Annotated in this window: 20 protein-coding genes; 12 read left to right on the top strand and 8 right to left on the bottom strand. The window is 72.1% G+C overall.

Going from position 1 to position 22,423, the window contains the following annotated elements:
- The 10 genes from scpA to RMN98_RS16285 form a co-directional block, all read left to right on the top strand.
- Window positions 1-2,056, top strand: a 2,056-nt coding sequence (gene scpA / locus RMN98_RS16330) for a methylmalonyl-CoA mutase (RefSeq protein WP_309649874.1), incomplete at its 5' end; no start/stop codon positions are given.
- 3 nt (window positions 2,057-2,059) lie between these two features.
- The gene (gene meaB, locus RMN98_RS16325) at window positions 2,060-3,064 is read left to right on the top strand and encodes a methylmalonyl Co-A mutase-associated GTPase MeaB (protein WP_309649873.1); all 1,005 of its coding nucleotides are present in this window, start codon (window positions 2,060-2,062) and stop codon (window positions 3,062-3,064) included.
- A 55-nt stretch (window positions 3,065-3,119) separates the two neighbouring features.
- Window positions 3,120-4,310, top strand: a complete 1,191-nt coding sequence (locus RMN98_RS16320; RefSeq protein WP_309649872.1) for an amidohydrolase — start codon at window positions 3,120-3,122, stop codon at window positions 4,308-4,310.
- A gap of 104 nt (window positions 4,311-4,414) precedes the next feature.
- Window positions 4,415-5,464, top strand: coding sequence for a BMP family ABC transporter substrate-binding protein (locus RMN98_RS16315; RefSeq protein WP_309649871.1), 1,050 nt, complete (start codon window positions 4,415-4,417; stop codon window positions 5,462-5,464).
- A gap of 139 nt (window positions 5,465-5,603) precedes the next feature.
- The gene (locus RMN98_RS16310) at window positions 5,604-7,196 is read left to right on the top strand and encodes an ABC transporter ATP-binding protein (protein WP_309649870.1); all 1,593 of its coding nucleotides are present in this window, start codon (window positions 5,604-5,606) and stop codon (window positions 7,194-7,196) included.
- The gene (locus RMN98_RS16305) at window positions 7,193-8,326 is read left to right on the top strand and encodes an ABC transporter permease (protein ID WP_309649869.1); all 1,134 of its coding nucleotides are present in this window, start codon (window positions 7,193-7,195) and stop codon (window positions 8,324-8,326) included. Before RMN98_RS16310 ends, RMN98_RS16305 begins: the two co-directional genes overlap by 4 nt.
- Complete coding sequence (locus RMN98_RS16300) at window positions 8,323-9,591, top strand: ABC transporter permease (RefSeq protein WP_309649868.1); 1,269 nt, start codon at window positions 8,323-8,325, stop codon at window positions 9,589-9,591. The genes RMN98_RS16305 and RMN98_RS16300 overlap by 4 nt, the downstream gene beginning before the upstream one ends.
- A gap of 15 nt (window positions 9,592-9,606) precedes the next feature.
- Window positions 9,607-10,011, top strand: a complete 405-nt coding sequence (locus RMN98_RS16295) for a cytidine deaminase (protein ID WP_309649867.1) — start codon at window positions 9,607-9,609, stop codon at window positions 10,009-10,011.
- Window positions 9,983-11,140 carry a cytochrome P450 gene (locus RMN98_RS16290; RefSeq protein WP_309649866.1) on the top strand — a complete coding sequence of 386 codons (1,158 nt, stop codon included), beginning with the start codon at window positions 9,983-9,985 and terminating at the stop codon, window positions 11,138-11,140. Before RMN98_RS16295 ends, RMN98_RS16290 begins: the two co-directional genes overlap by 29 nt.
- A gap of 47 nt (window positions 11,141-11,187) precedes the next feature.
- The gene (locus RMN98_RS16285) at window positions 11,188-12,474 is read left to right on the top strand and encodes a thymidine phosphorylase (RefSeq protein WP_309649865.1); all 1,287 of its coding nucleotides are present in this window, start codon (window positions 11,188-11,190) and stop codon (window positions 12,472-12,474) included.
- A gap of 382 nt (window positions 12,475-12,856) precedes the next feature.
- On the opposite strand, the gene RMN98_RS16280 is transcribed toward RMN98_RS16285, so the two are convergent.
- Complete coding sequence (locus tag RMN98_RS16280) at window positions 12,857-13,276, bottom strand: hypothetical protein (RefSeq protein ID WP_309649864.1); 420 nt, start codon at window positions 13,274-13,276, stop codon at window positions 12,857-12,859.
- A 77-nt stretch (window positions 13,277-13,353) separates the two neighbouring features.
- The gene (locus tag RMN98_RS16275; protein ID WP_309649863.1) at window positions 13,354-13,809 is read right to left on the bottom strand and encodes a MaoC family dehydratase; all 456 of its coding nucleotides are present in this window, start codon (window positions 13,807-13,809) and stop codon (window positions 13,354-13,356) included.
- A gap of 78 nt (window positions 13,810-13,887) precedes the next feature.
- Here RMN98_RS16275 and RMN98_RS16270 point away from each other — a divergent pair, with 78 nt between their 5' ends.
- Window positions 13,888-14,982, top strand: a complete 1,095-nt coding sequence (locus tag RMN98_RS16270) for an adenosine deaminase (protein ID WP_309649862.1) — start codon at window positions 13,888-13,890, stop codon at window positions 14,980-14,982.
- Here the strand turns inward: RMN98_RS16270 and RMN98_RS16265 are convergent.
- Together RMN98_RS16265 and RMN98_RS16260 are read right to left on the bottom strand one after the other, a co-directional pair.
- Window positions 14,951-15,550 carry a hypothetical protein gene (locus RMN98_RS16265; RefSeq protein WP_309649861.1) on the bottom strand — a complete coding sequence of 200 codons (600 nt, stop codon included), beginning with the start codon at window positions 15,548-15,550 and terminating at the stop codon, window positions 14,951-14,953. The two genes, RMN98_RS16270 and RMN98_RS16265, sit on opposite strands and share 32 nt — an antisense overlap.
- Window positions 15,547-16,155 carry an ATP-binding protein gene (locus RMN98_RS16260; protein WP_309649860.1) on the bottom strand — a complete coding sequence of 203 codons (609 nt, stop codon included), beginning with the start codon at window positions 16,153-16,155 and terminating at the stop codon, window positions 15,547-15,549. The genes RMN98_RS16265 and RMN98_RS16260 overlap by 4 nt, the downstream gene beginning before the upstream one ends.
- A gap of 63 nt (window positions 16,156-16,218) precedes the next feature.
- Between RMN98_RS16260 and RMN98_RS16255 the strand changes: the two genes are divergently transcribed.
- Complete coding sequence (locus RMN98_RS16255) at window positions 16,219-16,782, top strand: hypothetical protein (RefSeq protein ID WP_309649859.1); 564 nt, start codon at window positions 16,219-16,221, stop codon at window positions 16,780-16,782.
- 401 nt (window positions 16,783-17,183) lie between these two features.
- Here the strand turns inward: RMN98_RS16255 and RMN98_RS16250 are convergent, their stop codons facing one another.
- From RMN98_RS16250 to RMN98_RS16235, 4 genes are read right to left on the bottom strand one after another with little or no spacing between them, the layout of a single operon-like run.
- A complete protein-coding gene (locus tag RMN98_RS16250) occupies window positions 17,184-18,848 on the bottom strand; it encodes a PH domain-containing protein (protein WP_309649858.1) in 1,665 nt (554 codons plus the stop codon).
- Window positions 18,845-19,336, bottom strand: coding sequence for a PH domain-containing protein (locus RMN98_RS16245; RefSeq protein WP_309649857.1), 492 nt, complete (start codon window positions 19,334-19,336; stop codon window positions 18,845-18,847). Before RMN98_RS16245 ends, RMN98_RS16250 begins: the two co-directional genes overlap by 4 nt.
- Window positions 19,337-19,346: 10 nt before the next feature.
- Window positions 19,347-20,549, bottom strand: coding sequence for a benzoate/H(+) symporter BenE family transporter (locus tag RMN98_RS16240; RefSeq protein ID WP_309649856.1), 1,203 nt, complete (start codon window positions 20,547-20,549; stop codon window positions 19,347-19,349).
- Window positions 20,533-22,299 (bottom strand): acetyl/propionyl/methylcrotonyl-CoA carboxylase subunit alpha, encoded by a 1,767-nt coding sequence (locus tag RMN98_RS16235; RefSeq protein ID WP_397209861.1) that lies wholly within the window; start codon window positions 22,297-22,299, stop codon window positions 20,533-20,535. The genes RMN98_RS16240 and RMN98_RS16235 overlap by 17 nt, the downstream gene beginning before the upstream one ends.
- Window positions 22,300-22,423 lie beyond the last annotated feature (124 nt).

Here is a 22,423-nt window from a genome sequence, read left to right as displayed (position 1 = left end):
GCCGGTCTACGGTCCCGAGCACCTCGCGGGCCTCGACGCCCTCGACACCCTGCCCGGCCTGAGCCCCTTCCTGCGCGGGCCCTACCCGACGATGTACACCACGCAGCCGTGGACCATCCGTCAGTACGCCGGGTTCTCGACCGCAGAGGAGTCCAACGCGTTCTACCGGCGCAACCTCGCGGCCGGGCAGAAGGGTCTGAGCGTCGCCTTCGACCTGGCCACGCACCGCGGCTACGACTCCGACCACCCGCGGGTGCGCGGTGACGTCGGCATGGCCGGCGTCGCGATCGACTCGATCTACGACACCCGGGTGCTGTTCGAGGGCATCCCGCTCGACGAGATGTCTGTGTCGATGACGATGAACGGCGCCGTGCTGCCGGTGCTCGCGCTCTACATCGCGGCGGCGGAGGAGCAGGGGGTGAAGCCGGAACAGCTCGGCGGGACCATCCAGAACGACATCCTCAAGGAGTTCATGGTCCGCAACACCTACATCTACCCGCCGACGCCGTCGATGCGGATCATCTCCGACATCTTCAGCTATACCGCCGCGAAGATGCCGCGCTTCAACTCGATCTCGATCTCCGGCTACCACATCCAGGAGGCCGGGGCCACCGCCGACCTGGAGCTGGCCTACACGCTGGCCGACGGTGTCGAATACATCCGCGCCGGCCTCGAGACCGGCATGACGATCGACCAGTTCGCCCCGCGGCTGTCCTTCTTCTGGGCCATCGGCATGAACTTCTACATGGAGATCGCCAAGATGCGCGCCGCCCGCGCACTGTGGGCCCGGCTGGTGCGCGACTTCGAGCCGCAGAACCCCAAGTCGCTCAGCCTGCGCACCCACAGCCAGACCTCCGGGTGGTCGCTCACGGCCCAGGACGTCTTCAACAACGTGGGCCGCACCTGCATCGAGGCCATGGCCGCGACCCAGGGCCACACCCAGTCGCTGCACACCAACGCCCTCGACGAGGCGATCGCGCTGCCGACCGACTTCTCGGCCCGCATCGCCCGCAACACCCAGCTGCTGCTCCAGCAGGAGAGCGGCACCACGGGCACGATCGATCCGTGGGCCGGCAGCTACTACGTCGAGCGCCTCACCCACGACCTCGCCGAGCGCGCATGGGCGCACATCCAGGAGGCCGAGGCCGCCGGCGGCATGGCCAAGGCGATCGAGCAGGGCATCCCGAAGATGCGCATCGAGGAGGCGGCCGCCCGCACCCAGGCGCGCATCGACTCCGGCACCCAGAAGGTCATCGGCGTCAACACCTACCGCCTCGCTGCGGAGGACAAGCTCGACGTGCTCCGCGTCGACAACGACGACGTCTACCGCCAGCAGGTCGCCAAGCTCGAGCGCCTGCGCGCCGAGCGCGACGACGACGACGTACGCCGGTCGCTGGAGGCCCTGACCAACTCGGCCGACCGCGGTGCGGAGAAGGGCTCGCTCGACGGCAACCTGCTCGCGCTCGCCGTCGACGCAGCGCGGGCCAAGGCCACGGTCGGTGAGATCTCCGACGCGCTGGAGAAGGTCTACGGCCGTCACCAGGCGGTCATCCGTACGATCAGCGGCGTGTTCAGGGACGAGGCCGGCAGCGCGGCGGGGACGCTGGTGAAGCAGGTGCTCGACGCGACCGCGGAGTTCGAGGAGGCCGAAGGGCGCCGACCGCGCATCCTGGTCGCCAAGATGGGCCAGGACGGGCACGACCGCGGCCAGAAGGTCGTCGTGTCGGCCTTCGCCGACATGGGCTTCGACGTCGACGTGGGCCCGCTGTTCTCCACCCCCGAGGAGGTCGCTCAGCAGGCCATCGACGCCGACGTGCACGTCGTCGGGGTCTCGTCACTGGCCGCCGGTCACCTCGCCCTGCTCCCGGCGCTGAAGAACGCGCTGGCCGAGCAGGGGCGGCCCGACATCATGATCACCATCGGTGGTGTCATCCCGCCCGACGACGTGCCCGTGCTCCAGGAGATGGGCGCGGTCGCGGTGTTCCTGCCCGGCACGGTCATCGCGGAGTCGGCCCTCGACCTGCTGGCCCGGCTGCGGGAGCAGCTGGACCACTAGCCGATGGTCAGGGAGTCGACCGAGGACAAGGTCGCGCGGCTCGTCGCGGGCATCCGCGAGGGCCGGCGGGCCGCCGTCTCGCAGGCGATCACGCTGGTCGAGTCGTCCAAGCGCGAGCACCGGCTGGAGGCGCGCACGCTGCTGACCGAGCTCGCGAGCCTCGACACCGGGGAGCGGGTGCCGGCGGTGCGGGTCGGGATCTCCGGCGTCCCCGGCGTCGGCAAGTCCACGTTCATCGAGGCGCTCGGCTCGCGGCTCACCGCCGACGGGCACCGCGTCGGGGTGCTCGCCGTCGACCCGAGCTCGGTGCGCACGGGTGGCTCGGTGCTCGGTGACAAGACCCGGATGGCCCGGCTCGCCGCGGACCCGCAGGCCTTCATCCGGCCGTCGCCGTCGGCCGGCACGCTCGGCGGTGTCGCCCGGGCGACCGTGCAGGCGATGGCGGTCCTCGAGGCGGCGTCGTACGACGTGGTGCTGGTGGAGACGGTCGGCGTCGGGCAGTCGGAGGTCACCGTGGCCGGCATGGTCGACACGTTCCTCTTCCTGACCCTGGCGCGCACCGGCGACCAGCTCCAGGGCATCAAGAAGGGCATCCTCGAGATCGCCGACGTGGTGGCGGTCAACAAGGCCGACGGCGACCGCGAGCAGGAGGCCCGCGGGGCCGCCCGCGAGCACGCGGGCCCGCTGCGACTGGTGCGCGGCAAGGGGGAGTGGGCGCCGCCTGTCGTGACCTGCTCGGGGCTCACCGACGTCGGTGTCGACGACCTGTGGGAGCGGGTGCTCGCGCACCGCGCGCACCTCGGGGTCGAGGGGCTGATCACCAAGCGGGCCGAGCAGCAGCTCGACTTCACCTGGGCGCTGGTGCGCGACGAGCTCGAGCAGCGACTGCGGCACTCGCCCGGCGTGCGCGAGATCCGTGACGACGTGCGTGCTCAGGTGCTGGCGGGCGACCTGCCGGCGACCGTGGCGGCCGACCGCATCCTGGCGGCCTACGACCAGGACGGCTGAGCGTCCTCCGAGCCGCGACCCGCAGCCGCTCCCCGGTGAACTAACCTAGCGGCTGATGACCGAGACCACCGCCCAGACCATCGCCTCCGTCGTCGACAAGCACGACGCCGAGCTGGTCGGGCTGCGTCGCGACCTGCACCTGCATCCGGAGCTCTCGTGGTCGGAGCACCGCACGACCGAGGTCGTCGCCGACCTGCTCGAGGCAGCCGGCTGGCGGGTGACGCGCACCCCCGGGACGGGGCTGGTGGCGGAGATCGGGTCCGGTGCGCGCGTGGTCGCCCTGCGCGCCGACATGGACGCGTTGCCCGTGCAGGACGTGTCGGGGGAGCCGTGGGCGAGCGAGGTGGCCGGGCTAGCCCACGCCTGTGGGCACGACGTGCACGTCGCGGCCCTGGTGGGTGCTGCCCAGGCGTTGTCCCAGGTGGTCGAGCAGCACCCTCTCGACGGTCGGGTGCGGCTGCTGCTCCAGCCGGCCGAGGAGGTGATGCCCGGCGGTGCGCTGCACCTCATCGCCCAGGGCGTGCTCGACGACGTCGAGCAGATCTTCGCGCTGCACTGCGACCCTGCGATCGACGTCGGGAGCATCGGCCTGCGAACCGGCTCGCTGACCAGCGCCGCCGACCGGATCGAGGTGCGCCTCTCGGGCACGGGCGGGCACACCTCCCGTCCGCACCTGACCGGCGACCTCACCTTCGCGCTGGCCAAGGTCACCACCGAGCTGCCCGCGGTGCTCAGCCGTCGCATGGACCCGCGGGCCGGGGTCAGCGTCGTGTGGGGGATCATCCAGGCCGGCTCGGCCGCCAACGTCATTCCCGACCGGGGCCTGGCCGCGGGCACCGTGCGCATCCTCGACGCCGTCGCCTGGCACGAGTGCGAGCAGATCGTGCGTGACGCCGTGCACGACCTGGTCCATCCCTACGGCGTGACGGCCACGGTCGACTACCAACGCGGCGTCCCTCCGGTGGTCAACGACGCCGGTGCGATCGCAGTGCTCGCCGCGGCCGTGCGCGACGGACTCGGGCCGGAGGCCCAGGTCGGCGTGCTGCAGAGCCTCGGCGGCGAGGACTTCGGCTGGTATCTCGACACGGTCCCGGGAGCGATGTTCCGCCTCGGCACGCGGGCGCGTGGCGGACCGACCTACGAGCTGCACCAGGGCAACCTCCGGGTGGACGAACGGGCCGTCGGGATCGGGGCCCGGATCCTCGCCGGAGCGGCCGTGGCGGCCCTCGGTATCGCGGGTAGGTAACAACTTCGTCACAGGCCGCACCGCAGCCACCGGAGGGCCTAGGGTGCTGATCTGATTCATCCCCCGAACTTCTGCGGGGATCCCCTTAGATCCAAGGAGGCGTCTTGCGACGCACTACGAAGCTCGCGGCCCTGCTCACGGCCGGAATCCTCTCGCTCGCTGCCTGCGGCGGCGACGACACCGAGGCCAGCGACACCCCCTCGGGCGGGGACGCCCCCACCTCCGACGTCAAGGTCGGCATGGCCTACGACGTCGGTGGCCGCGGCGACCAGTCCTTCACCGACTCGGCGGCCGCCGGTCTCGACCAGGCGGTCGAGGAGTTCGGTGTCGACTCCCAGGAGTCCGAGGCCGAGGACGGCGAGGCCGAGACCGCTCGCGAGGAGCGCCTGCGCACCTTCGCCGACGCCGGCTACAACCCGATCATCGCGGTGGGCTTCGCCTACGCAGCGTCCGTCGGCAAGGTCGCCGCCGAATACCCCGAGGTCGACTTCGCCATCATCGACGACGAGAGCCTCGTCGACGTCCCCAACGTCGCCAGCCTGGTCTTCGCCGAGGAGCAGGGCTCCTTCCTCGTCGGTGCCGCAGCCGCTCTCAAGAGCGAGTCGGGCAACGTCGGCTTCATCGGCGGCGTCGAGACGCCGCTGATCCAGAAGTTCGAGGCCGGCTACATCGCGGGCGCCCAGGCCGTCAACCCCGACATCGAGGTCCAGTCGACCTACCTGACCCAGATCCCGGACTTCTCCGGCTTCGGTGACCCGGCCAAGGGCAAGACGGCCGCGCAGGGCATGTACGACAACGGTGCCGACATCGTCTACCACGCTGCCGGTGGCTCCGGTGGTGGCGTCTTCGAGGCGGCCTCCGAGGCCGGCGCGCTCGCCATCGGTGTCGACTCCGACCAGTACAACACCGCCGACCCGTCGCTCCAGGGCGTCATCATGACCTCGATGCTCAAGAACGTGAACGTCGCGGTCTACGAGTACCTCAAGGGCGTCGTCGACGGCTCCACCCCCACCGGCGTGACCCGCTACGACCTCGCGGTCGACGGCGTGGGCTACTCCACCAGCGGTGGCCAGATCGATGACATCGTCAGCGACCTGGACGGCTACAAGCAGCAGATCATCGACGGCGAGATCGAGGTCCCGACCACTCCGTGATCGGCTCCAGTCGCTTGAGGTAACACCTCGACGGGGCCGCAGGAAGCGCCACGGTGCTCCTGCGGCCCCCTCGTCATTTCAGGTCCCGAGGCACCCCGGTAGCCTCTGGCGCAGTTTCATCTCGAGGAGGTCCTCCCGCGTGTCCACCCCAGCCCAAGCTCCGGCAGCGCCGCCGGCAGGCGAGGCCCCCCTCGCCGTACGCCTGCGAGGCATCGGCAAGCGCTTCCCCGGCGTCATCGCCAACGACGACGTCAACATCGACGTGCGGCGCGGCACCATCCACGCGATCGTCGGCGAGAACGGTGCCGGCAAGTCGACGTTGATGAAGATCCTCTACGGCGTGCAGGCGCCCGACTCGGGCACCATCGAGCTCGGCGGTGAGCAGGTCTCCCTGGCTTCGCCGGCCGACGCGATCAAGCACGGCGTCGGCATGGTCTTCCAGCACTTCATGCTGGCCGACAACCTCACGGTCCTCGAGAACGTCGTGCTCGGCGCCGAGAAGCTGCACGGCATCGGCGGCGACGCCAGGGCGGAGATCACGCGGATCTCCGACGCCTACGGACTGGGCATCGAGCCCGACCACCTCGTCGAGTCCCTCGGGGTCGGTGCGCGCCAGCGCGTCGAGATCCTCAAGGTGCTCTACCGCGGCGCCCGCGTGATCATCCTCGACGAGCCGACCGCCGTCCTGGTGCCGCAGGAGGTCGACGAGCTCTTCGACAACCTGCGCGGCCTCAAGGCCGAGGGCCTCGCGGTCATCTTCATCTCCCACAAGCTCGACGAGGTGCTCTCGGTCGCCGACGAGGTCACCGTGATCCGTCGCGGCACGACCGTCCGCACCGTCGACCCCGTCGGCGTCACCGCTCGGCAGCTCGCCGAGCTGATGGTGGGCTCCGAGCTGCCCTCGCCCAGCACCGAGGCCTCCACGGTCACCGACAAGGTGCTGCTGCACGTCGCGCACCTCTCGTTGCCCAGCGACGAGGGCCGCCCGCTGCTGGACGACATCAGCTTCGACATCCACAAGGGCGAGGTGCTGGGCATCGCCGGCGTCGAGGGCAACGGCCAGGCCGAGCTCGTGGAGTCGATCATGGGCATGCGCAAGGGCGCCACGGGGGACGTGGTCCTCAACGGCCGCGACCTGTCGACGACCTCGACGCGTGGTCGACGCGAGGGCGGCATCGGCTACATCCCCGAGGATCGTCACCGCCACGGTCTGCTGCTCGACGCCCCTCTCTGGGAGAACCGGGTCCTGGGGCACCAGACCCGGGAGCCCAGCGCGAGCAGGGGCCTGATCGACAAGGGCGCCGCCCGCGCCGACACGCAACGCATCATCGACGAGTACGACGTCCGCACGCCCGGCGTCGACACCCTGGCCCGGGCGCTGTCCGGCGGCAACCAGCAGAAGCTGATCGTGGGCCGCGAGATGGCCGGCGCTCCCATCCTGCTGGTCGCGGCGCACCCGACCCGGGGCGTCGACGTCGGCGCGCAGGGCGCCATCTGGGCCCACATCAAGAAGGCGCGTCGCGAGGGCCTCGCGGTGCTGCTGATCTCCGCCGACCTCGACGAGCTGATCGGTCTCTCCGACCGGATCGAGGTGATCCTGCGTGGTCGTCTCGTGGGCTCCTTCGACCCCTCGCACGTCACCCCGCAGCAGCTCGGCTCGGCGATGACCGGTGCCCGCGACGAGACCGCCACCCCGACGACCGACACCCCGACGAGCGGAGAGACCGCATGAGCCCCCGTGTGACGAGGCTGGTCCTCGGCCTCGCGGCACCCCTGCTGGCCCTCGTGGCGGCGTTCGCCATCACCAGCCTGGTGCTGATCATCGCGGGCGACCCCGTCGGCGGCGTGTGGAGCACGATCCTGCAGGTCCCGGCAGAGCGCAACATGGCCAACATCATCAACAACGCCACGGTGCTCTACCTCTCGGGGCTCGCGGTCGCGGTCGGGTTCAGGATGAACCTCTTCAACATCGGCGTCGACGGGCAGTACCGCGTCGCCGCCTTCACGGCTGCCGTGGTGGCGGGGGAGGCGTGGCTCCCGGGCTACCTCAACACCGCCCTGGCGATCGTCTGTGCGATGGCCGTCGGTGCCGCCTGGGCCGGCATCGCCGGCGTCCTGCGCGCCACTCGCGGTGTCAGCGAGGTCATCTCGACGATCATGCTCAACTTCATCGCGACCGGCCTGGTGGCCTACCTGCTGCGCAAGGTCGCGGTCCGCGAGGCCGGCAGCAACGAGATCGGCACCAAGCAGATCCCCGAGGGCAGCCGGATCCCGTCGATCCCCTTCAGCGACAACCCCGCGATCTCCCTCTACGGCTTCCTGGTGATCGCGGCGTTCTTCGGCTTCCTCTTCTGGTTCGTCCTCAACAAGACGCGCTTCGGCTTCGACCTGCGCGCCACCGGCCAGTCCACGACGGCGGCCGTCGCGAGCGGCATCAACGTCACCCGCATGACGATCGGCGCGCTGCTGATCTCCGGGGCGATCGCCGGCCTCGTGGGCCTGCCGATCCTCTTCGGCGACGCCTACGCCTACGGCTCGACCTTCCAGTCCGGCTTGGGCTTCGCCGGCATCGCGATCGCGCTGCTCGGTCGCAACCACCCGATCGGGATCGCGGTCGGCGCGCTGCTCTTCGCGTTCCTCGACGAGCAGTCCAACCCGCTCCAGATCATCATCGGCGTCTCGCCCGACATCGTGGCGATCACCCAGGGCGTGATCGTGCTGACCGTGGTCATCAGCTATGAGGTCGTCCGGCGCTACGGCGTACGCCTCGAGCAGCGCCACGTCGCCGCGGCGCTGGAGAAGCACGACCCGGCCGGCCCGGCCAGCCCGACCGACTCGACGACCAAGGGAGTGTCGGCATGAGCGACAAGGTGGGCGTGATCGTCCCCGACGCGAAGGCGGCGCCGAAGAAGCCGCGTCGCAAGCTCAGCGTGGGGTGGGTCCTGATCGGCCTGGCCGTCGCGCTGTTCCTGCTCTCGGTCCTGCGCGTCGTCACGGGTGCCGACGACCTGACGTCGTCGGGCACGATCGCCGCGACCCTGATCGCCACGATGCCGATCATGCTCGCCGGGCTCGGGGGGCTCTGGTCCGAGCGTGCGGGTGTGGTCAACATCGGGCTCGAGGGGATGATGATCCTGGGCACGTGGGGCGCCGGCTACTTCGGCTACCACTACGGCGCCTGGGCCGCCGTCGTCGGCGCGATCCTGATGGGCATGCTCGGGGGCCTGATCCACGCGATCGCCACCGTCATCTTCGGCGTCGACCACATCATCTCGGGCGTCGCCATCAACATCATCGCGCTCGGTGCCGTCCAGTACCTCGCGTCGCTGACCTTCGTCGGGCTGCCCGGCGGCGGCCAGACCCAGTCGCCCAAGATCCCCGACGTCCCGACGCTCACGATCGGGCCGTTGAGCGACGGGTTGAAGGACATCGAGGACCAAGGCACGTTCCTGGTCTCCGACCTGGCCTCCGTGCTGCGTGCGCTCGTGACCAACCTGTCCTCGCTCGTGCTGATCTCGCTGCTGCTGCTGGTCGTGACCTACTACGTCCTGTGGCGCACGTCGTTCGGCCTGCGGCTGCGCTCGGTCGGCGAGAGCCCCGCGGCTGCGGAGTCCCTGGGCGTCAAGGTGCTGCGCTACAAGTTCGCCGCCGTCCTGATCTCCGGTGGTCTCGCCGGTCTCGCCGGTGGCTTCCTCGCCATGGTCGCGTCGAGCAACTACCGCGACGGGCAGACCGGTGGGCGTGGCTACATCGGCCTCGCCGCCATGATCTTCGGCAACTGGCGACCGGGCGGGCTGCTCGGCGGCTCGGCGCTCTTCGGCTACACCGAGACGCTCGGGCTGCGCCAGGGCGGCACGTCGGTCCACGCGCTGCTGCTCGCGATCGCGGTGCTGGCGCTGGCCTTCGGGGTGTGGCAGGTCCGCAAGGGCGAGGCCGTCGCGGGTGCCGTCGTGGTGGGGCTCGGTGCCCTGCTCGGCGCCCTCTACCTCTCCATCGACGAGGTGCCGGGCGACTTCACGCGCATGACGCCCTACGTGATCACGCTCCTGGTGCTCGCGTTCGCCTCGCAACGACTACGGATGCCGGCAGCCGATGGTCAGATCTATCGCAAGGGGAGTGCGGGCTAGCGCCCGGCCGCCACGATGGTGACGACGACGCACGACGACTTCGACTGGGCCGCGCTCCAGGCCGAGGCGGTCACCGCGATGGGGCGCGCCTACGCGCCCTACTCGCACTACCCGGTGGGCGCGGCGGCCCTGGTCGACGACGGCCGCCTGGTGACGGGCTGCAACGTGGAGAACGCCGCCTACGGCGTGGCGCTGTGCGCCGAGTGCGGCCTGGTGAGCCAGCTGCACATCACCGGTGGTGGTCGGCTGACGCACTTCGCCTGCGTGGACGGGCAGGGCGCGGTGCTGATGCCGTGCGGCCGCTGTCGCCAGCTGCTCTTCGAGAACGGCGGCCCCGAGCTGCTGCTGCTGACGGTGTCGGGAGTGAAGCGGATGGACGAGGTGCTGCCGGATGCGTTCGGTCCCGACAACCTCGCTTGACCTGACCGCGCCCGCCGTCGTCGCCGACCCCTATCCCCACTTCGCCCGGGAGCGTGAGCAGCACGCGGTGGCGTGGCACGAGCCGACGGGTCGCTTCCTGACCTTTTCGCACGCCGCGGTCAGCACCGTCCAGCGGGACCGTCGCCTGGGCCGGCTCTGGCAGGACAAGCAGCCCCGGGATCAGCTGGAGCCCTTCAACCTCCTGCACCGCAACCAGATGATGGAGAACGAGCCGCCCGAGCACACGCGGCTGCGCCGACCGGTGGCGCGTGCCTTCGGTCGCGGCCACATCGAACGGCTGCGCCCGCGGGTGCGTGAGCTGGCCTCGGACCTGCTGGCCGAGGTCGACCCGGCCGGCTTCGACGTCATCGCCGACTACGCCGAGCCCCTGCCGGTGCTGGTGATCGCCGACCTCCTGGGGGTGCCGCGCTCGCACGCCCCCGACCTGCGCGACTGGTCCCAGGCGATCGTCCACATGTATGAGTCGTCCCCGTCCTCGGCGGTCGTCGAGGCCGCTGTCAGCGCCGCGACCGACTTCTCCGGGTTGGTGCGCGAGCTCGCGACCGACCGACGCCGTGCGCCGGCCGACGACCTGATCTCCGACCTGGTCGCGACCGAGCTCACCGAGGACGAGGTGGTGGCAGCCGTGGTGCTGCTGCTCAATGCCGGCCACGAGGCCTCGGTCAACGTCTTCGGCAACGGCCTGGTCGCGATGCTGCGCCGCGGCCTCCGGCCGGGGACCGACGTAGCGGCGTGCGTGGAGGAGATGCTGCGTTTCGACTCCGCCCTGCAGCTCTTCGAGCGCACCGCCACGGAGCCGGTCGAGGTGGCCGGCGTGGTGGTGGAGGAGGGGCAGCGGATCGCTGCCCTGCTCGGCGCGGCCAACCGTGACCCGGCGGTCTTCGAGCGGCCCGACGACTTCGACGTGGCGCGCGAGGTCAACCCGCACCTGGCCTTCGGCGTCGGCGTGCACTTCTGCCTGGGGGCGCCGCTCGCGCGGATGGAGCTGGCCGAGTCAGTGGCGGCGCTGTGGGAGCGGTTTCCCGGGCTGGAGCTCGCGGGCGAGCCCGAGAGCCGTGGCACCTTCGTGCTGCGCGGGCACCGCTCGGTGCCGGTGCGCGTCGGCTGACGGGTCCCCGCGCGTGGCCCGTGGGCGCGGAGCCTTAGGGTCAGGGCATGTCTCAGCACGACGCCGTCGAGGTCATCATCGCCAAGCGTGAGGGTGGGTCCCTCTCGGACAGCCAGATCGACTGGGTGATCGACGCCTACACCCGCGGCGAGGTCGCGGACGAGCAGATGTCGTCCTTGGCGATGGCGATCCTGCTCAACGGGATGGAGCGTCGCGAGATCGCCCGGTGGACCGCCGCGATGATCGCGTCGGGGGAGCGGATGGACTTCTCCACGCTCTCGCGCCCCACTGCCGACAAGCACTCCACCGGCGGAGTCGGCGACAAGATCACGTTGCCGCTCGCGCCGCTCGTGGCGGCCTGCGGCGTCGCCGTGCCGCAGCTCTCCGGCCGGGGGCTCGGCCACACCGGCGGCACCCTCGACAAGCTCGAGGCCATCCCCGGCTGGCGCGCGGCGCTGTCCAACGAGGAGATGTTCGCCCAGCTCGAGTCGGTCGGTGCGGTGATCTGTGCTGCAGGGGACGGCCTGGCGCCTGCTGACAAGAAGCTCTACGCCCTGCGTGACGTCACCGGCACCGTCGAGGCCATCCCGCTGATCGCCTCCTCGATCATGAGCAAGAAGATCGCGGAGGGCACCGGATCGCTGGTGCTCGACGTCAAGGTCGGGACCGGTGCTTTTATGAAGGACCTCGTCAAGGCCCGCGAGCTCGCCGAGGTCATGGTCGGCCTGGGCACCGACGCCGGGGTCCACACGGTCGCGCTGCTCTCCGACATGAGCACCCCGCTGGGCCTGACGGCCGGCAATGGCATCGAGGTCGCCGCGTCCGTCGAGGTGCTCGCCGGTGGCGGACCCGCCGACGTGGTCGAGCTGACGCTGGCGCTGGCCCGCGAGATGCTCGCCGGGGCCGGTCGCTCCGACGTCGACCCGGCCGAGAGACTGGCCGACGGCTCGGCCATGGACTCCTGGAAGGCGATGGTCCGCGCCCAGGGCGGGGACCCCGACGCGAGCCTGCCGACAGCGCGTGAGTCCCACGTGGTGACGGCGCCCTCGTCAGGGGTGCTGACCCGGCTCGATGCCATGGCCGTGGGCCTGGCCGCCTGGCGCCTCGGCGCCGGCCGGGCGCGCAAGGAGGACCCGGTGCAGGCCGGGGCGGGTGTCGTCTGGCACGCGCGCCCGGGTGACCGGGTCACCGAGGGTGCTCCGCTCTTCACCCTGCTGACCGACGAGCCGGAGCGGTTCGACCGCGCCCTCGCGTCGCTCGACGGTGGCTACGACATCGGCGCCGACGCGTCGTCGTACGAGCCGCAGGCGCTGGTCATCGACCGCGTCTCCTGAGGTCCCACTCCTGCTCCGCTGACTCGCGCGCGGGTCGTGCCTGTTGGACCGGCGCTGGATCGGTGGTCAGCCGGGGCGGGTGGGCAGTCGTGTGCCGCGGGCCGCGCTCCGGCGCGGTGCGAGGCACACGACCCTGCGGGCCTGCGGTTGCCGGTCCGCCTCGTGCCGAGTGGTGGGTCCGAGACCGCGCCATGGCGCAGCCTCCGGCACACGACCCGGCACCGCTCGTCCAGCCCCGGCCGGTGCAACATCGCGCCGACTCGGCGTGCGCGGTGCAACATCGCGCCGACTCGGCGCACGCGATGCAACATCGCGCCGACTCGGCGTACGCGGTGCAACAACGCGCCGACTCGGCGGTACAGAGTCGGGCGCAGGGGGTGGGTCAGCTGCGGCGGATCGACTGGAGCACGGCGCCGAGCGTGATCACGGCGCCGCCGGCGACCATCACCACCGTGATGCTGGTCGGGTAGTCACGCACGGCGCCGACCAGCGCCAGCACCAGGCCGGAGCCGGCGGTGATCGCCACGCCGGGTGCCGTCGGCAGGCTGGTGCGCAGCCAGGCGGTGCCGAGGAGCGCCGCGGTGGCGAAGGTGGAGACCCAGTAGCCGGCCCACATGCCGTCGGTGCCGTCGGGGGAGAAGAGGGTCCAGGAGCCCAGCAGGGCGCCGGTCGCACCCAGGATGGTGATCAGCCAGCCGATGTCGCGGGTCTGCTCCAGGGGAGGCAGCGGCGGCTGCACCGGGTGGTGTGCCTGCGGGACGGCCGGGGTGGTGGATTCGCTACGTCGTTCGGGGGTCGCCATGCCTCCCATTGTTCCAGGGGGCACCGCACGGATCGAGGCGCTGGACGGCCTCCCGGGCGTGATCTCCGCGACGCCGCTCAGCCCTCGAGCAGCAGCACCACGGTCTCGGCGACGCAGGCCGGCTTGGAGCCGCCGTCGATCTCGATGACGTGCTTGAGGGTGACCTGCTTGCCGGCGGGCACGTCGGTGACCTCGCCCAACGTGACCGTGACGCGGACCCGCTGGCCGACCAGGACCGGGCTCGGGAAGCGGACCTTGTTGACGCCGTAGTTGAGCTTGGCGCCGGGGGTGTTCATCGAGAAGACGGTGCTGCCGAGGAAGGGCAGCAGCGAGAGCGTGAGGTAGCCGTGGGCGATGGTGCCGCCGAAGGGACCGTCCTTCGAGCGCTCGACGTCGACGTGGATCCACTGGTGATCGCCCGTCGCGTCGGCGAAGGTGTCGACCCGCTCCTGGTCGATGGTCAGCCACTCGCTGCTGCCGAGCTCCTCGCCGACTGCGGCGCTGATCTCGTCGAAGGTGGTGAACTCACGCATCGGGGCCTCCTGCGGCTGGTCCTGGGTCCGGGTCCGGGGGGTCGGGTCCGGTGATCTGGGTGGTGGTTGGATGACGACATGACCGTCACCCCTGCGGAACCTACATCCCCGTCCCGAGACCAGGTCCGACAGGCTCCCAAGGTGTTGCTGCACGACCACCTCGACGGGGGGCTGCGTCCGGCCACCATCGTCGAGCTCGCGGCCGAGGTCGGCCACGAGCTGCCGGCGCCCGACGCCGAGTCGCTGGGTCGCTGGTTCGTCGAGTCGGCCGACTCGGGCTCGCTGGTGCGCTACCTCGAGACCTTCGACCACACCGTGGCGGTCATGCAGACCGGACCGGCGCTCACCCGCGTGGCCCGCGAGTGCGTGGAGGACCTCGTCGCCGACGGCGTGGTCTACGCCGAGGTCCGCTACGCACCCGAGCAGCACGTCGAGGGCGGGCTGACCCTCCACGAGGTCGTCGCTGCGGTGCAGGAGGGCTTCGACGCGGCCACCGCTGCGGCCGGGGGCCGGATCGTCGTACGACAGCTGCTGACCGCGATGCGGCACCAGGCGCGCTCCATGGAGATCGCCGAGCTCGCCGTCGCCTGGCGCGACAAGGGCGTCGCGGGCTTCGACATCGCGGGGGCGGAGGCGGGCTATCCCCCGACCCGGCACCTCGACGCCTTCGAGTACCTCCAGCGCGAGAACGCGCACTTCACCATCCACGCCGGTGAGGCCTTCGGCCTGCCCTCGATCTGGCAGGCCATCCAGTGGTGCGGGGCGGACCGCCTCGGCCACGGCGTGCGGATCGTCGACGACATCACCGTCGCCGACGACGGCACGGTCAGGCTCGGTCGGCTCGCGGCCTACGTGCGTGACATGCGGATCCCGCTCGAGATGTGCCCGGCCTCCAACATCCAGACCGGGGCGGCCGCCTCGATCGCCGAGCACCCCATCGGGCTGCTGACCGACCTGCGCTTCCGGGTCACGGTCAACACCGACAACCGGCTGATGAGCGACACCTCGATGACGTCGGAGATGCACGCGCTGGTCGAGGCGTTCGGCTACACGCTGGGTGACCTGCGCTGGTTCACCATCAACGCGATGAAGTCGGCCTTCCTGCCCTTCGACGAACGACTGGCGATCATCGACACCGTGATCAAGCCGGGCTACGCGGCGCTGGAGGCCTGACCACGCGGGGGCGTACGACGAACCACGGCACGTCCCAGCCGGCCAGGGCGAGGTCGTGGGTGCGGACTGCGTCGGTGGCGACGTCGAGCACCCGGCCCGACGCGGGCTCGTAGACCTGCCACGCGGTGGCGGACGCCCCCACGACCAGCACGACGTGACGCGGCAGCCACCGGTCGCCGACGTAGAGCGCGACCGGGTGGCCACCGCCGACCGCGACGCGCACCTGCTCGACCTCGTCGCGCGGTCCGAGCCGGGTCGGGCGCGTCGCGTGGGGGACGCCGGACATGGTCGTGAGGTGGCGCGAGACCGCCCACGGGGGTGTGCCGATCGTCCGCGGCCACGGCAGCTGGAGCCGGCCCGCGACGTCGTGCGTCCCCGTGACCCGGCGATGCAGGACCAGGACCTCGCGGGCGAACGTGGCGGAGGGGGCGGCGGCGAACGAAACCGCGTAGGCCGGCTCGGCCAGCATCCGCGCCGCGACCAGCACGCTCGCGCCGCACGAGCGCCGGTCGGGCTGCCGCAGGCCTCCGCGCAGCACCTCGGCGGGTCCCGGGGAGGCCTCGCTCATCGGCGGGACCGGTCGAGCACCTGCTGGAGGGCGTCCCAGGCGTCATGGGGCGACACGGGACGACAGCCCAGCTCGACCGCGTGGGACACGACGCGCCGCTGGTCGCGCAGGAGGGCGAGCCCTCGTCGTAGGAGCACGAGGGGAGGCTTGCGGTGCTCGCGCAGGTCGCGGTCGAGACGACGCCAGAAGGTCACCAGCGGGTGCTGGCGCACGCAGTAGGCCTCCGCGAGCCAGCCCTCGACGCGGCTGCGCGGGACCACCTCCTGGGCGAAGATGCCCTCGGCGACGAAGAGCCGGTCGCTGCCCAGGTCGAGGACCTGGGAGCCGCACCGGCCGTCGTGCGCGATGTCGTAGACCGGCACCTCGGCGCGTCCGGACGTGCACAGCGACTCGAGGGCCGCGAGGGCGTCGTCCTGCAACCAGGAGTCGGGGTGGTCCCAGTCGACGATGCCGGCGTTGGCTCCCGAGGTGATCCGGGGGAGCGTCGCGTCGCTGCCGTTCTTGTAGAAGTCGTCGAGGCGCAGCACGGGGAGCCCGAGGCGTTCGGCGAGGCGCGACTTGCCGGCTCCCGACGGGCCGGCCAGGACGATGACCTGCGCGCGCACGGAGGCCATTGTGCCCCACGCGTTCGGCCGCGCGGACCCCTGCCGGTGTGGGACGCTGACCAGGTGAACCTGTTCGCCGTGGCGACGGTGGGCGTCGTGCTGGGGGCAGCGGCGTCCGGGGTGGCCATGGCCCTGGTCGAGCAGCGCGCCGACACGACCACCGGCACGGCGGTGCTCTCCGAGGACATGTCCGCGCGCCAGTGCGCGCTCGCCGTCCCACCCGAGGCGATGCAGACGCTCGGCATACTCGCGCAGCCCGGCCTCACCGGGCGCAACGAGTGCGAGGTGGCACTCGGGTCGCGCGACATCCTGGTCTCGCGGCGACCACTGCTGTCCGGCGGGAGTGCCGCCGACCTGCCGGTCGCGGCGCGTCAGGCCTTCGAGATCGCCTGCGGCCTCCTGGCCGACGACACCTCCGACGTGGAGCGTGCCCCGGCCTGGCTCGGGAGCGCCGCGGACACCTGTGCCCGCACCCCGGTCGACGGCAAGGGGATCTCCGAGGTGGTCCTCCTGACGGACGCCCACAGCCTGGTCGAGATTCGGGTGCTCCAGCTCGACCTGCCCGACCTCGCGCCGCTCCACGAGGGGCTCGCCGGGCTCGTCGCCGCGGCCGAGGTGGTGTGGTGATGCGCGGTCTGCTGCTGGGCCTGGTCGGCGCCGCCCTGGGAGCGGCAGCGGTGATCGGTGCCTCCCTCACCTTCGAGTCTCCCGCCCCCGCGGCCGCCGTGACCGTGTCACCCACCTTCTGCGTGGACGCCCTGGAGGAGGTCGCGGCCGGCTGGTCCCTGGTCGTCGCGCCCCAGGAGTCGGTCCGGGGCGACCGTGACCGGCTCACCTCCTGCGCGGCGACCAGTGCGACCGGTGACGTGCGGTTGACGCTCACGGTCCTTGCCGTCGCGGGGGAGGAGGGCCGGTCCGTCGGGGAGCGGTCGACCACGGCCCTGGTCGCGGCCTGCACGGCCATCGGGCCGGAGCCGTCGCAGGACGGCTGCAGCGGACCTGTCGAGACCGCCGACGACGTCGTGGGCTCAGCGGGATCCTTCGTCACCACCGACGACGCGGCCGTCGTCACCATCGTCTTCACCGCGCCACCCGACCGGGCCGGGGCCACCGCGAGCGACGTCGACCGGCTCACCCGTGCGCTGGTCGACCGGAGCGTCATCCGCGGCTAGGGCATCGCCCAGGAACTGGCGTACGACGTGGGGGAGCGCCTCGCCGGCCAGGCTCACGGCGAGCGGCTCCGGGACGTCCTGGACGGTCACCGACTGCCGCCCTCCCGCCGTGGTCGCCACGAGCGAGGTGAGGCCCACCCGTCGCTGGAACCACGTGGCGCGGAAGCTCCACCCGATGACGTCGTCGACCGCGAGGTGGTCACGACGCCGGGCCAGGCTGCCGGAGCGGGACACGACGTAGCCGTCGACGAGCGTGTGCCCCAGGGCGGCCGCGCGGTCGGCCGACACGAGGACGGCCAGCGGCAGCAGGGCGACCGCGGGGACCAGCACCCACCAGCGTGCGTCGGCCAGCACCACCGTGAGGGCCACCAGGCCGACCAGTGCGACGACCGGTCCGACCCCGCGGGAGAAGCGGCGGCGCCGGGCGGCCGGCCCGTGGGGCACCAGCGGCGCTGCCACGGCCGTGGTGGTGCCGAGGACGACGCCGGCGACCCGGGACACGACGTCGCGCGGCGCGGGTGGCACGAGCACCGAGCTGCCCGCTGCGTCGGCGCTGAGGCCGGTGACGATCGCCGACAGCCGGGCCCCTCCTGCGAGGCGCAGCCCGATCGGCTCGGCGATGCTGACGCCGGCGACGCGCACCTCGTCGATGCTCGTCTCGCGGGTCGTGAGCAGGCCGCGGCTCAGGTGCCACGCGCCCCGGGAGCGGGTGAGCCGGAAGTCCCAGTTGGTCACCAGGTAGCCCGCCACCGAGATGGCGCTGACGACCAGGCCGAACCCGAGGGCCGCAGCCGCGACGACCGCCCACCCCGGCACGCCCAGCGACCACGAGCCGGGATCGACGTCGTCGTAGAGGTCGAGGCTGCCGGCGACCTGGCTGCCGGCGCCGAGCAGGCCGGCCGCGACCACCAGCCCGCTGCTGGTCAGCGGCGCCAGGCGCACCCACCCGAGGTCCAGGCTGACGACGGGGGTGTCGGCGTCCACCGTGGCCGGCACCGACGTGTCGTCGTAGGTCGTGGGGCCGGCGGCGCGCAGCAGGTCGCTGCGCAGCGCCCGGGCGCGATCCACGGGCAGGCCGTCGAGGTCGAGCTCGTCGCCCTCGGTGGCCGTGCTGGTTCCGGTGCCGATCCGCAGCGTCGTGAGACCGAGCGCGCGGTGGATGAGCGAGGCGGTCAGGTCAACCGTGCGGACCCGGTCGAGGGGGGCGGAGAGCACGTGCCGGTTGAGCAGGCCCCGGCGGAGCTCGACGCGTCCTCCCACGATGCGGAAGCTGGTGGTGAGGTAGCGCAGCAGCCCGAGCACCACCGGCACGAGGACGCCGAGGAGCTGCCATGCGCCGCCCCCGCCCGAGGCCGCCCCGGCGATGAACAGCCCGAGCAGGGGAGGCAGGAAGCGGATGACCTCGCGGACCGGGTGGACCAGCAGCATCCGCGGGTCCAGGCGCTGCCACTCCTCCTCGACGGGCACCGCCTCGTGGGGTGACGGAGGCTGCGGTTCGCCCGGGAAGGCGGGGTCGCTCACGTGGCGTCGCCCTCGACGGCATCGGCCTTGAGCGTCAGCTCGTCGACGAGCCGGCGCGCCCGCTCCTGGTCGAGACCCGCGATCTGCAGGGCGCCCGCGGCGGAGGCGGTGGTGACCGTGACCGTGGCGAGCCCGAAGAGCCGGGCGATCGCGGTCTCGGCGTAGTCGACGGTCTGGATGCGCGACATCGGGGCGATGCGCCGCTCGCGGGCCCACCATCCGGTCTGGGTGTAGACGGCCGTCTCCGAGACCTCCCAGCGATGCACCAGGTAGCGCCACTGGGGGACCACGCCCGCATAGACCGCGACGCCCACGATCCCGAGCGCGACCATCCACCAGTGCAGGTCGACCGCGTCCCAGACCGCGAGACCAGCGCCGACCACGGCGACGGTGAGCGTGCCCTCGACGAGGTTGGACACCTGCCACATCAACCGGGCACGGGTGCTGACGCGCTGGCTGGGCTCGCGCAGTGCTCGGGTCTGATCCACGGACCCGAGGCTACGGGGACGGTCGGCGCCGGTGCATGAGGAGCAGGTAGGCGCCGCCCGCGAGCAGGGACCAGAAGGCCGCGCCGACCCCCGCCACGGCGACGCCGGAGGCGGCGACCACGAAGGTGAGGGCGGCCGCCTCGCGGTGTCCCTCGTCGCCCAGCGCCGAGGCGGCCGCGGAGCCGAAGGTGCCGAGCAGCGCGACGCCGGCCACGGCAGCCACCAACCCGGCCGGCGCGGCCACGGCGACCGCGGCGACCGCGGCTGCGAGCGGCCCGAGGGCGAGGTACGTCGCCCCGGTGCTGACGCCGGCCACCCACCGGCGGTCGGGGTCGGGGTGGGCGGTCGGCCCGGCCGCCAGCGCCGCCGAGATCGCCGCGAGGTTGATCGAGTAGCCGCCGAGCCCGGCCGTGGCGGCCGTGGCGGCGCCGCTGTAGAGGAGCACCGGTCGCAACGGGGCGTCGTAGCCGAAGGAGGCGAGCACGGCGGCGCCCGGGATGTTCTGGCTGGTCATGGTGACGAGGTAGAGCGGGACCCCGATCGCGAGCACGGTGGCGGCGTCGAAGCCCGGCGTGGTCCAGGTCAGGTGCGGGACGACGTCGGCGGCCTCGACGGCCGAGAGCGAGCCCGTCACGATGATGACGACCACGGCGGTGGCGAAGGCGCCCGGGACCGCCCACCGTCGCGCCACCCGCATCAGGACCAGCCAGGTGAGCAGCACCGGCCCGACGGCGGTCGGTTCGTCCACCAGGGCACGGAAGGGCGCGACGCACAGCACGAGCAGGACCCCGGCGAGCATCGCGTTGGCCAGCGCCAGGGGGATGGCCCGGACCAGTCGGGCCAGCGGCGAGAAGAACCCGGTGAGGACGTAGAGCAGCCCGGCCACCACGAAGGCGCCCACCGCGGTGGCGTAGCCGCCGTCGGGTGCCACCGCTCCTGCGAGCAGGGCGGCACCCGGGGTGGACCAGGCCAGGGTGACCGGGGTGCGGGTGCGCAGCGAGAACAGCACGGACCCCAGGCCCATGGTCAGGCTCAGGACGAACAGGCCGGACGCGGCCTCCGCGGCGGAGGCGCCGACCGCGGTCAGGCCGGTCAGGACGACGGCGAACGACGAGGTGAAGCCGACGACCGCCGTCACCACCCCGGCACGGACCGCCTGTCCGGAGCCGTGGGTCGGCTCCAGCGGCGAGGTGGCGTCAGTCCTTGAGCTCACAGATGACGGCACCGTTGGTCACGGTGGCGCCGACCTCGGCCTGCAGCCCCGTGACGGTGCCGGTCTTGTGCGCCTTGAGGGGCTGCTCCATCTTCATCGCCTCGAGGACGACGATGACGTCGCCCTCGGCGACCTCCTGGCCCTCCTCCACGGCGATCTTGACGATCGTGCCCTGCATCGGGCTCGTGACCGAGTCACCGCTGGCGGCCGCACCGGCCTTCTTGCGTGCCGCGCTCTTGGGCTTCTTGGCGCCGCCGCCACCGGCGGAGAGCCCGCCGAGGCCGGCGGGCAGGACGACCTCGAGCCGCCTGCCGCCGACCTCGACGACGACCTTCTGGGTCTCGACGGGCTCGTCGGCCTCGGCCGAGTCGCCGCCGTAGGGCGTGATCTGGTTGTCGAAGTCGGTCTCGATCCACTGCGTGTAGACGGTGAACTCGCCCTCGCCGGACGGCGTCGAGGCGCCGACGTAGGCCGGGTCGGAGACGACCGCGCGGTGGAAGGGGATCACCGTGGGCATGCCGTCGACGACGAACTCGTCCAGGGCGCGCCGCGAGCGCTCGAGCGCCTGCGTGCGGTCGCGGCCGGTGACGATCAGCTTGGCGATCAGCGAGTCGAACGCCCCGGGGATCGTCTCGCCGTTCTCGTAGCCGCCGTCGATGCGCACGCCGGGGCCCTGCGGCGGGCTCCACGCCGACAGGGTGCCGGGGGCGGGCATGAAGTTGCGCCCGCCGTCCTCGGCGTTGATGCGGAACTCGATGGAGTGGCCGCGGATCTCGGGGTCGTCGTAGCCGAGCTCCTCGCCTGCGGCGATGCGGAACATCTCGCGCACCAGGTCGATGCCCGTGACCTCCTCGGAGACGCAGTGCTCCACCTGGAGGCGGGTGTTGACCTCGAGGAAGGAGATCGTGCCGTCCTGGGCCACGAGGAACTCGCACGTGCCGGCGCCGTAGTAGCCGGCCTCGCGCAGGATCCGCTTGGAGGACTCGTAGAGCTCGGCGACCTGCTCGTCGGTGAGGAACGGCGCGGGTGCCTCCTCGACGAGCTTCTGGTTGCGACGCTGGAGCGAGCAGTCGCGCGTGGACACCACCACGACGTTGCCGTGCTGGTCGGCGAGGCACTGGGTCTCGACGTGACGCGGCTTGTCGAGGAACTTCTCGACCAGGCACTCGCCGCGCCCGAAGGCGCTGATGGCCTCGCGGACGGCCGACTCGTAGGCGTCGGGGATCTCCTCCAGCGTGCGTGCGACCTTCAGGCCGCGACCGCCACCGCCGAAGACGGCCTTGATCGCCACGGGCAGCCCGTTGGCCTTCGCGAACTCGACGACCTCGTCGGCGTCGGCGACCGGGTCCTTGGTGCCGGGGGCCAGCGGGGCGTTGGCCCGGTCGGCGATGTGCTTGGCCTTGGCCTTGTCGCCGAGGGCCTCGATGGCGTGGGGCGGGGGGCCGATCCAGACGAGCCCGGCGTCGATGACGGCCTGGGCGAAGTCGGCGTTCTCGGCGAGGAAGCCGTAACCGGGGTGGACCGAGTCGGCACCGGTCTTCTGCGCGACGGCGATGATCTTCGCGATGTCGAGGTAGGACTCGGCCGGGGTGGCGCCGCCCAGCGAGTGCGCCTCGTCGGCGATGCGCACGAAGAGGGCGTCGCGGTCGGGGTCGGCGTAGACCGCGACGCTGCCGATGCCGGCGTCCTTGCAGGCCCGGATGACACGGACCGCGATCTCGCCCCGGTTGGCGATGAGGACCTTCTGCAGCGGCTTGATCTCGGCCGAGGTGTGGGACACGTGACGCTCCTGTGTGGGTGAGTCGATCTCCGTCGCGCAGGGTATCGCCACCGGACGGCGGATCGGCGTGAGGCTCCGTCCGTGGACGCGGCGC

Source organism: Nocardioides sp. (assembly GCF_031397825.1).
Lineage (GTDB): Bacteria > Actinomycetota > Actinomycetes > Propionibacteriales > Nocardioidaceae > Nocardioides.
Note: the sequence above shows the minus strand (reverse complement) of the source record. Positions and strands in the feature narration are given on the sequence as shown.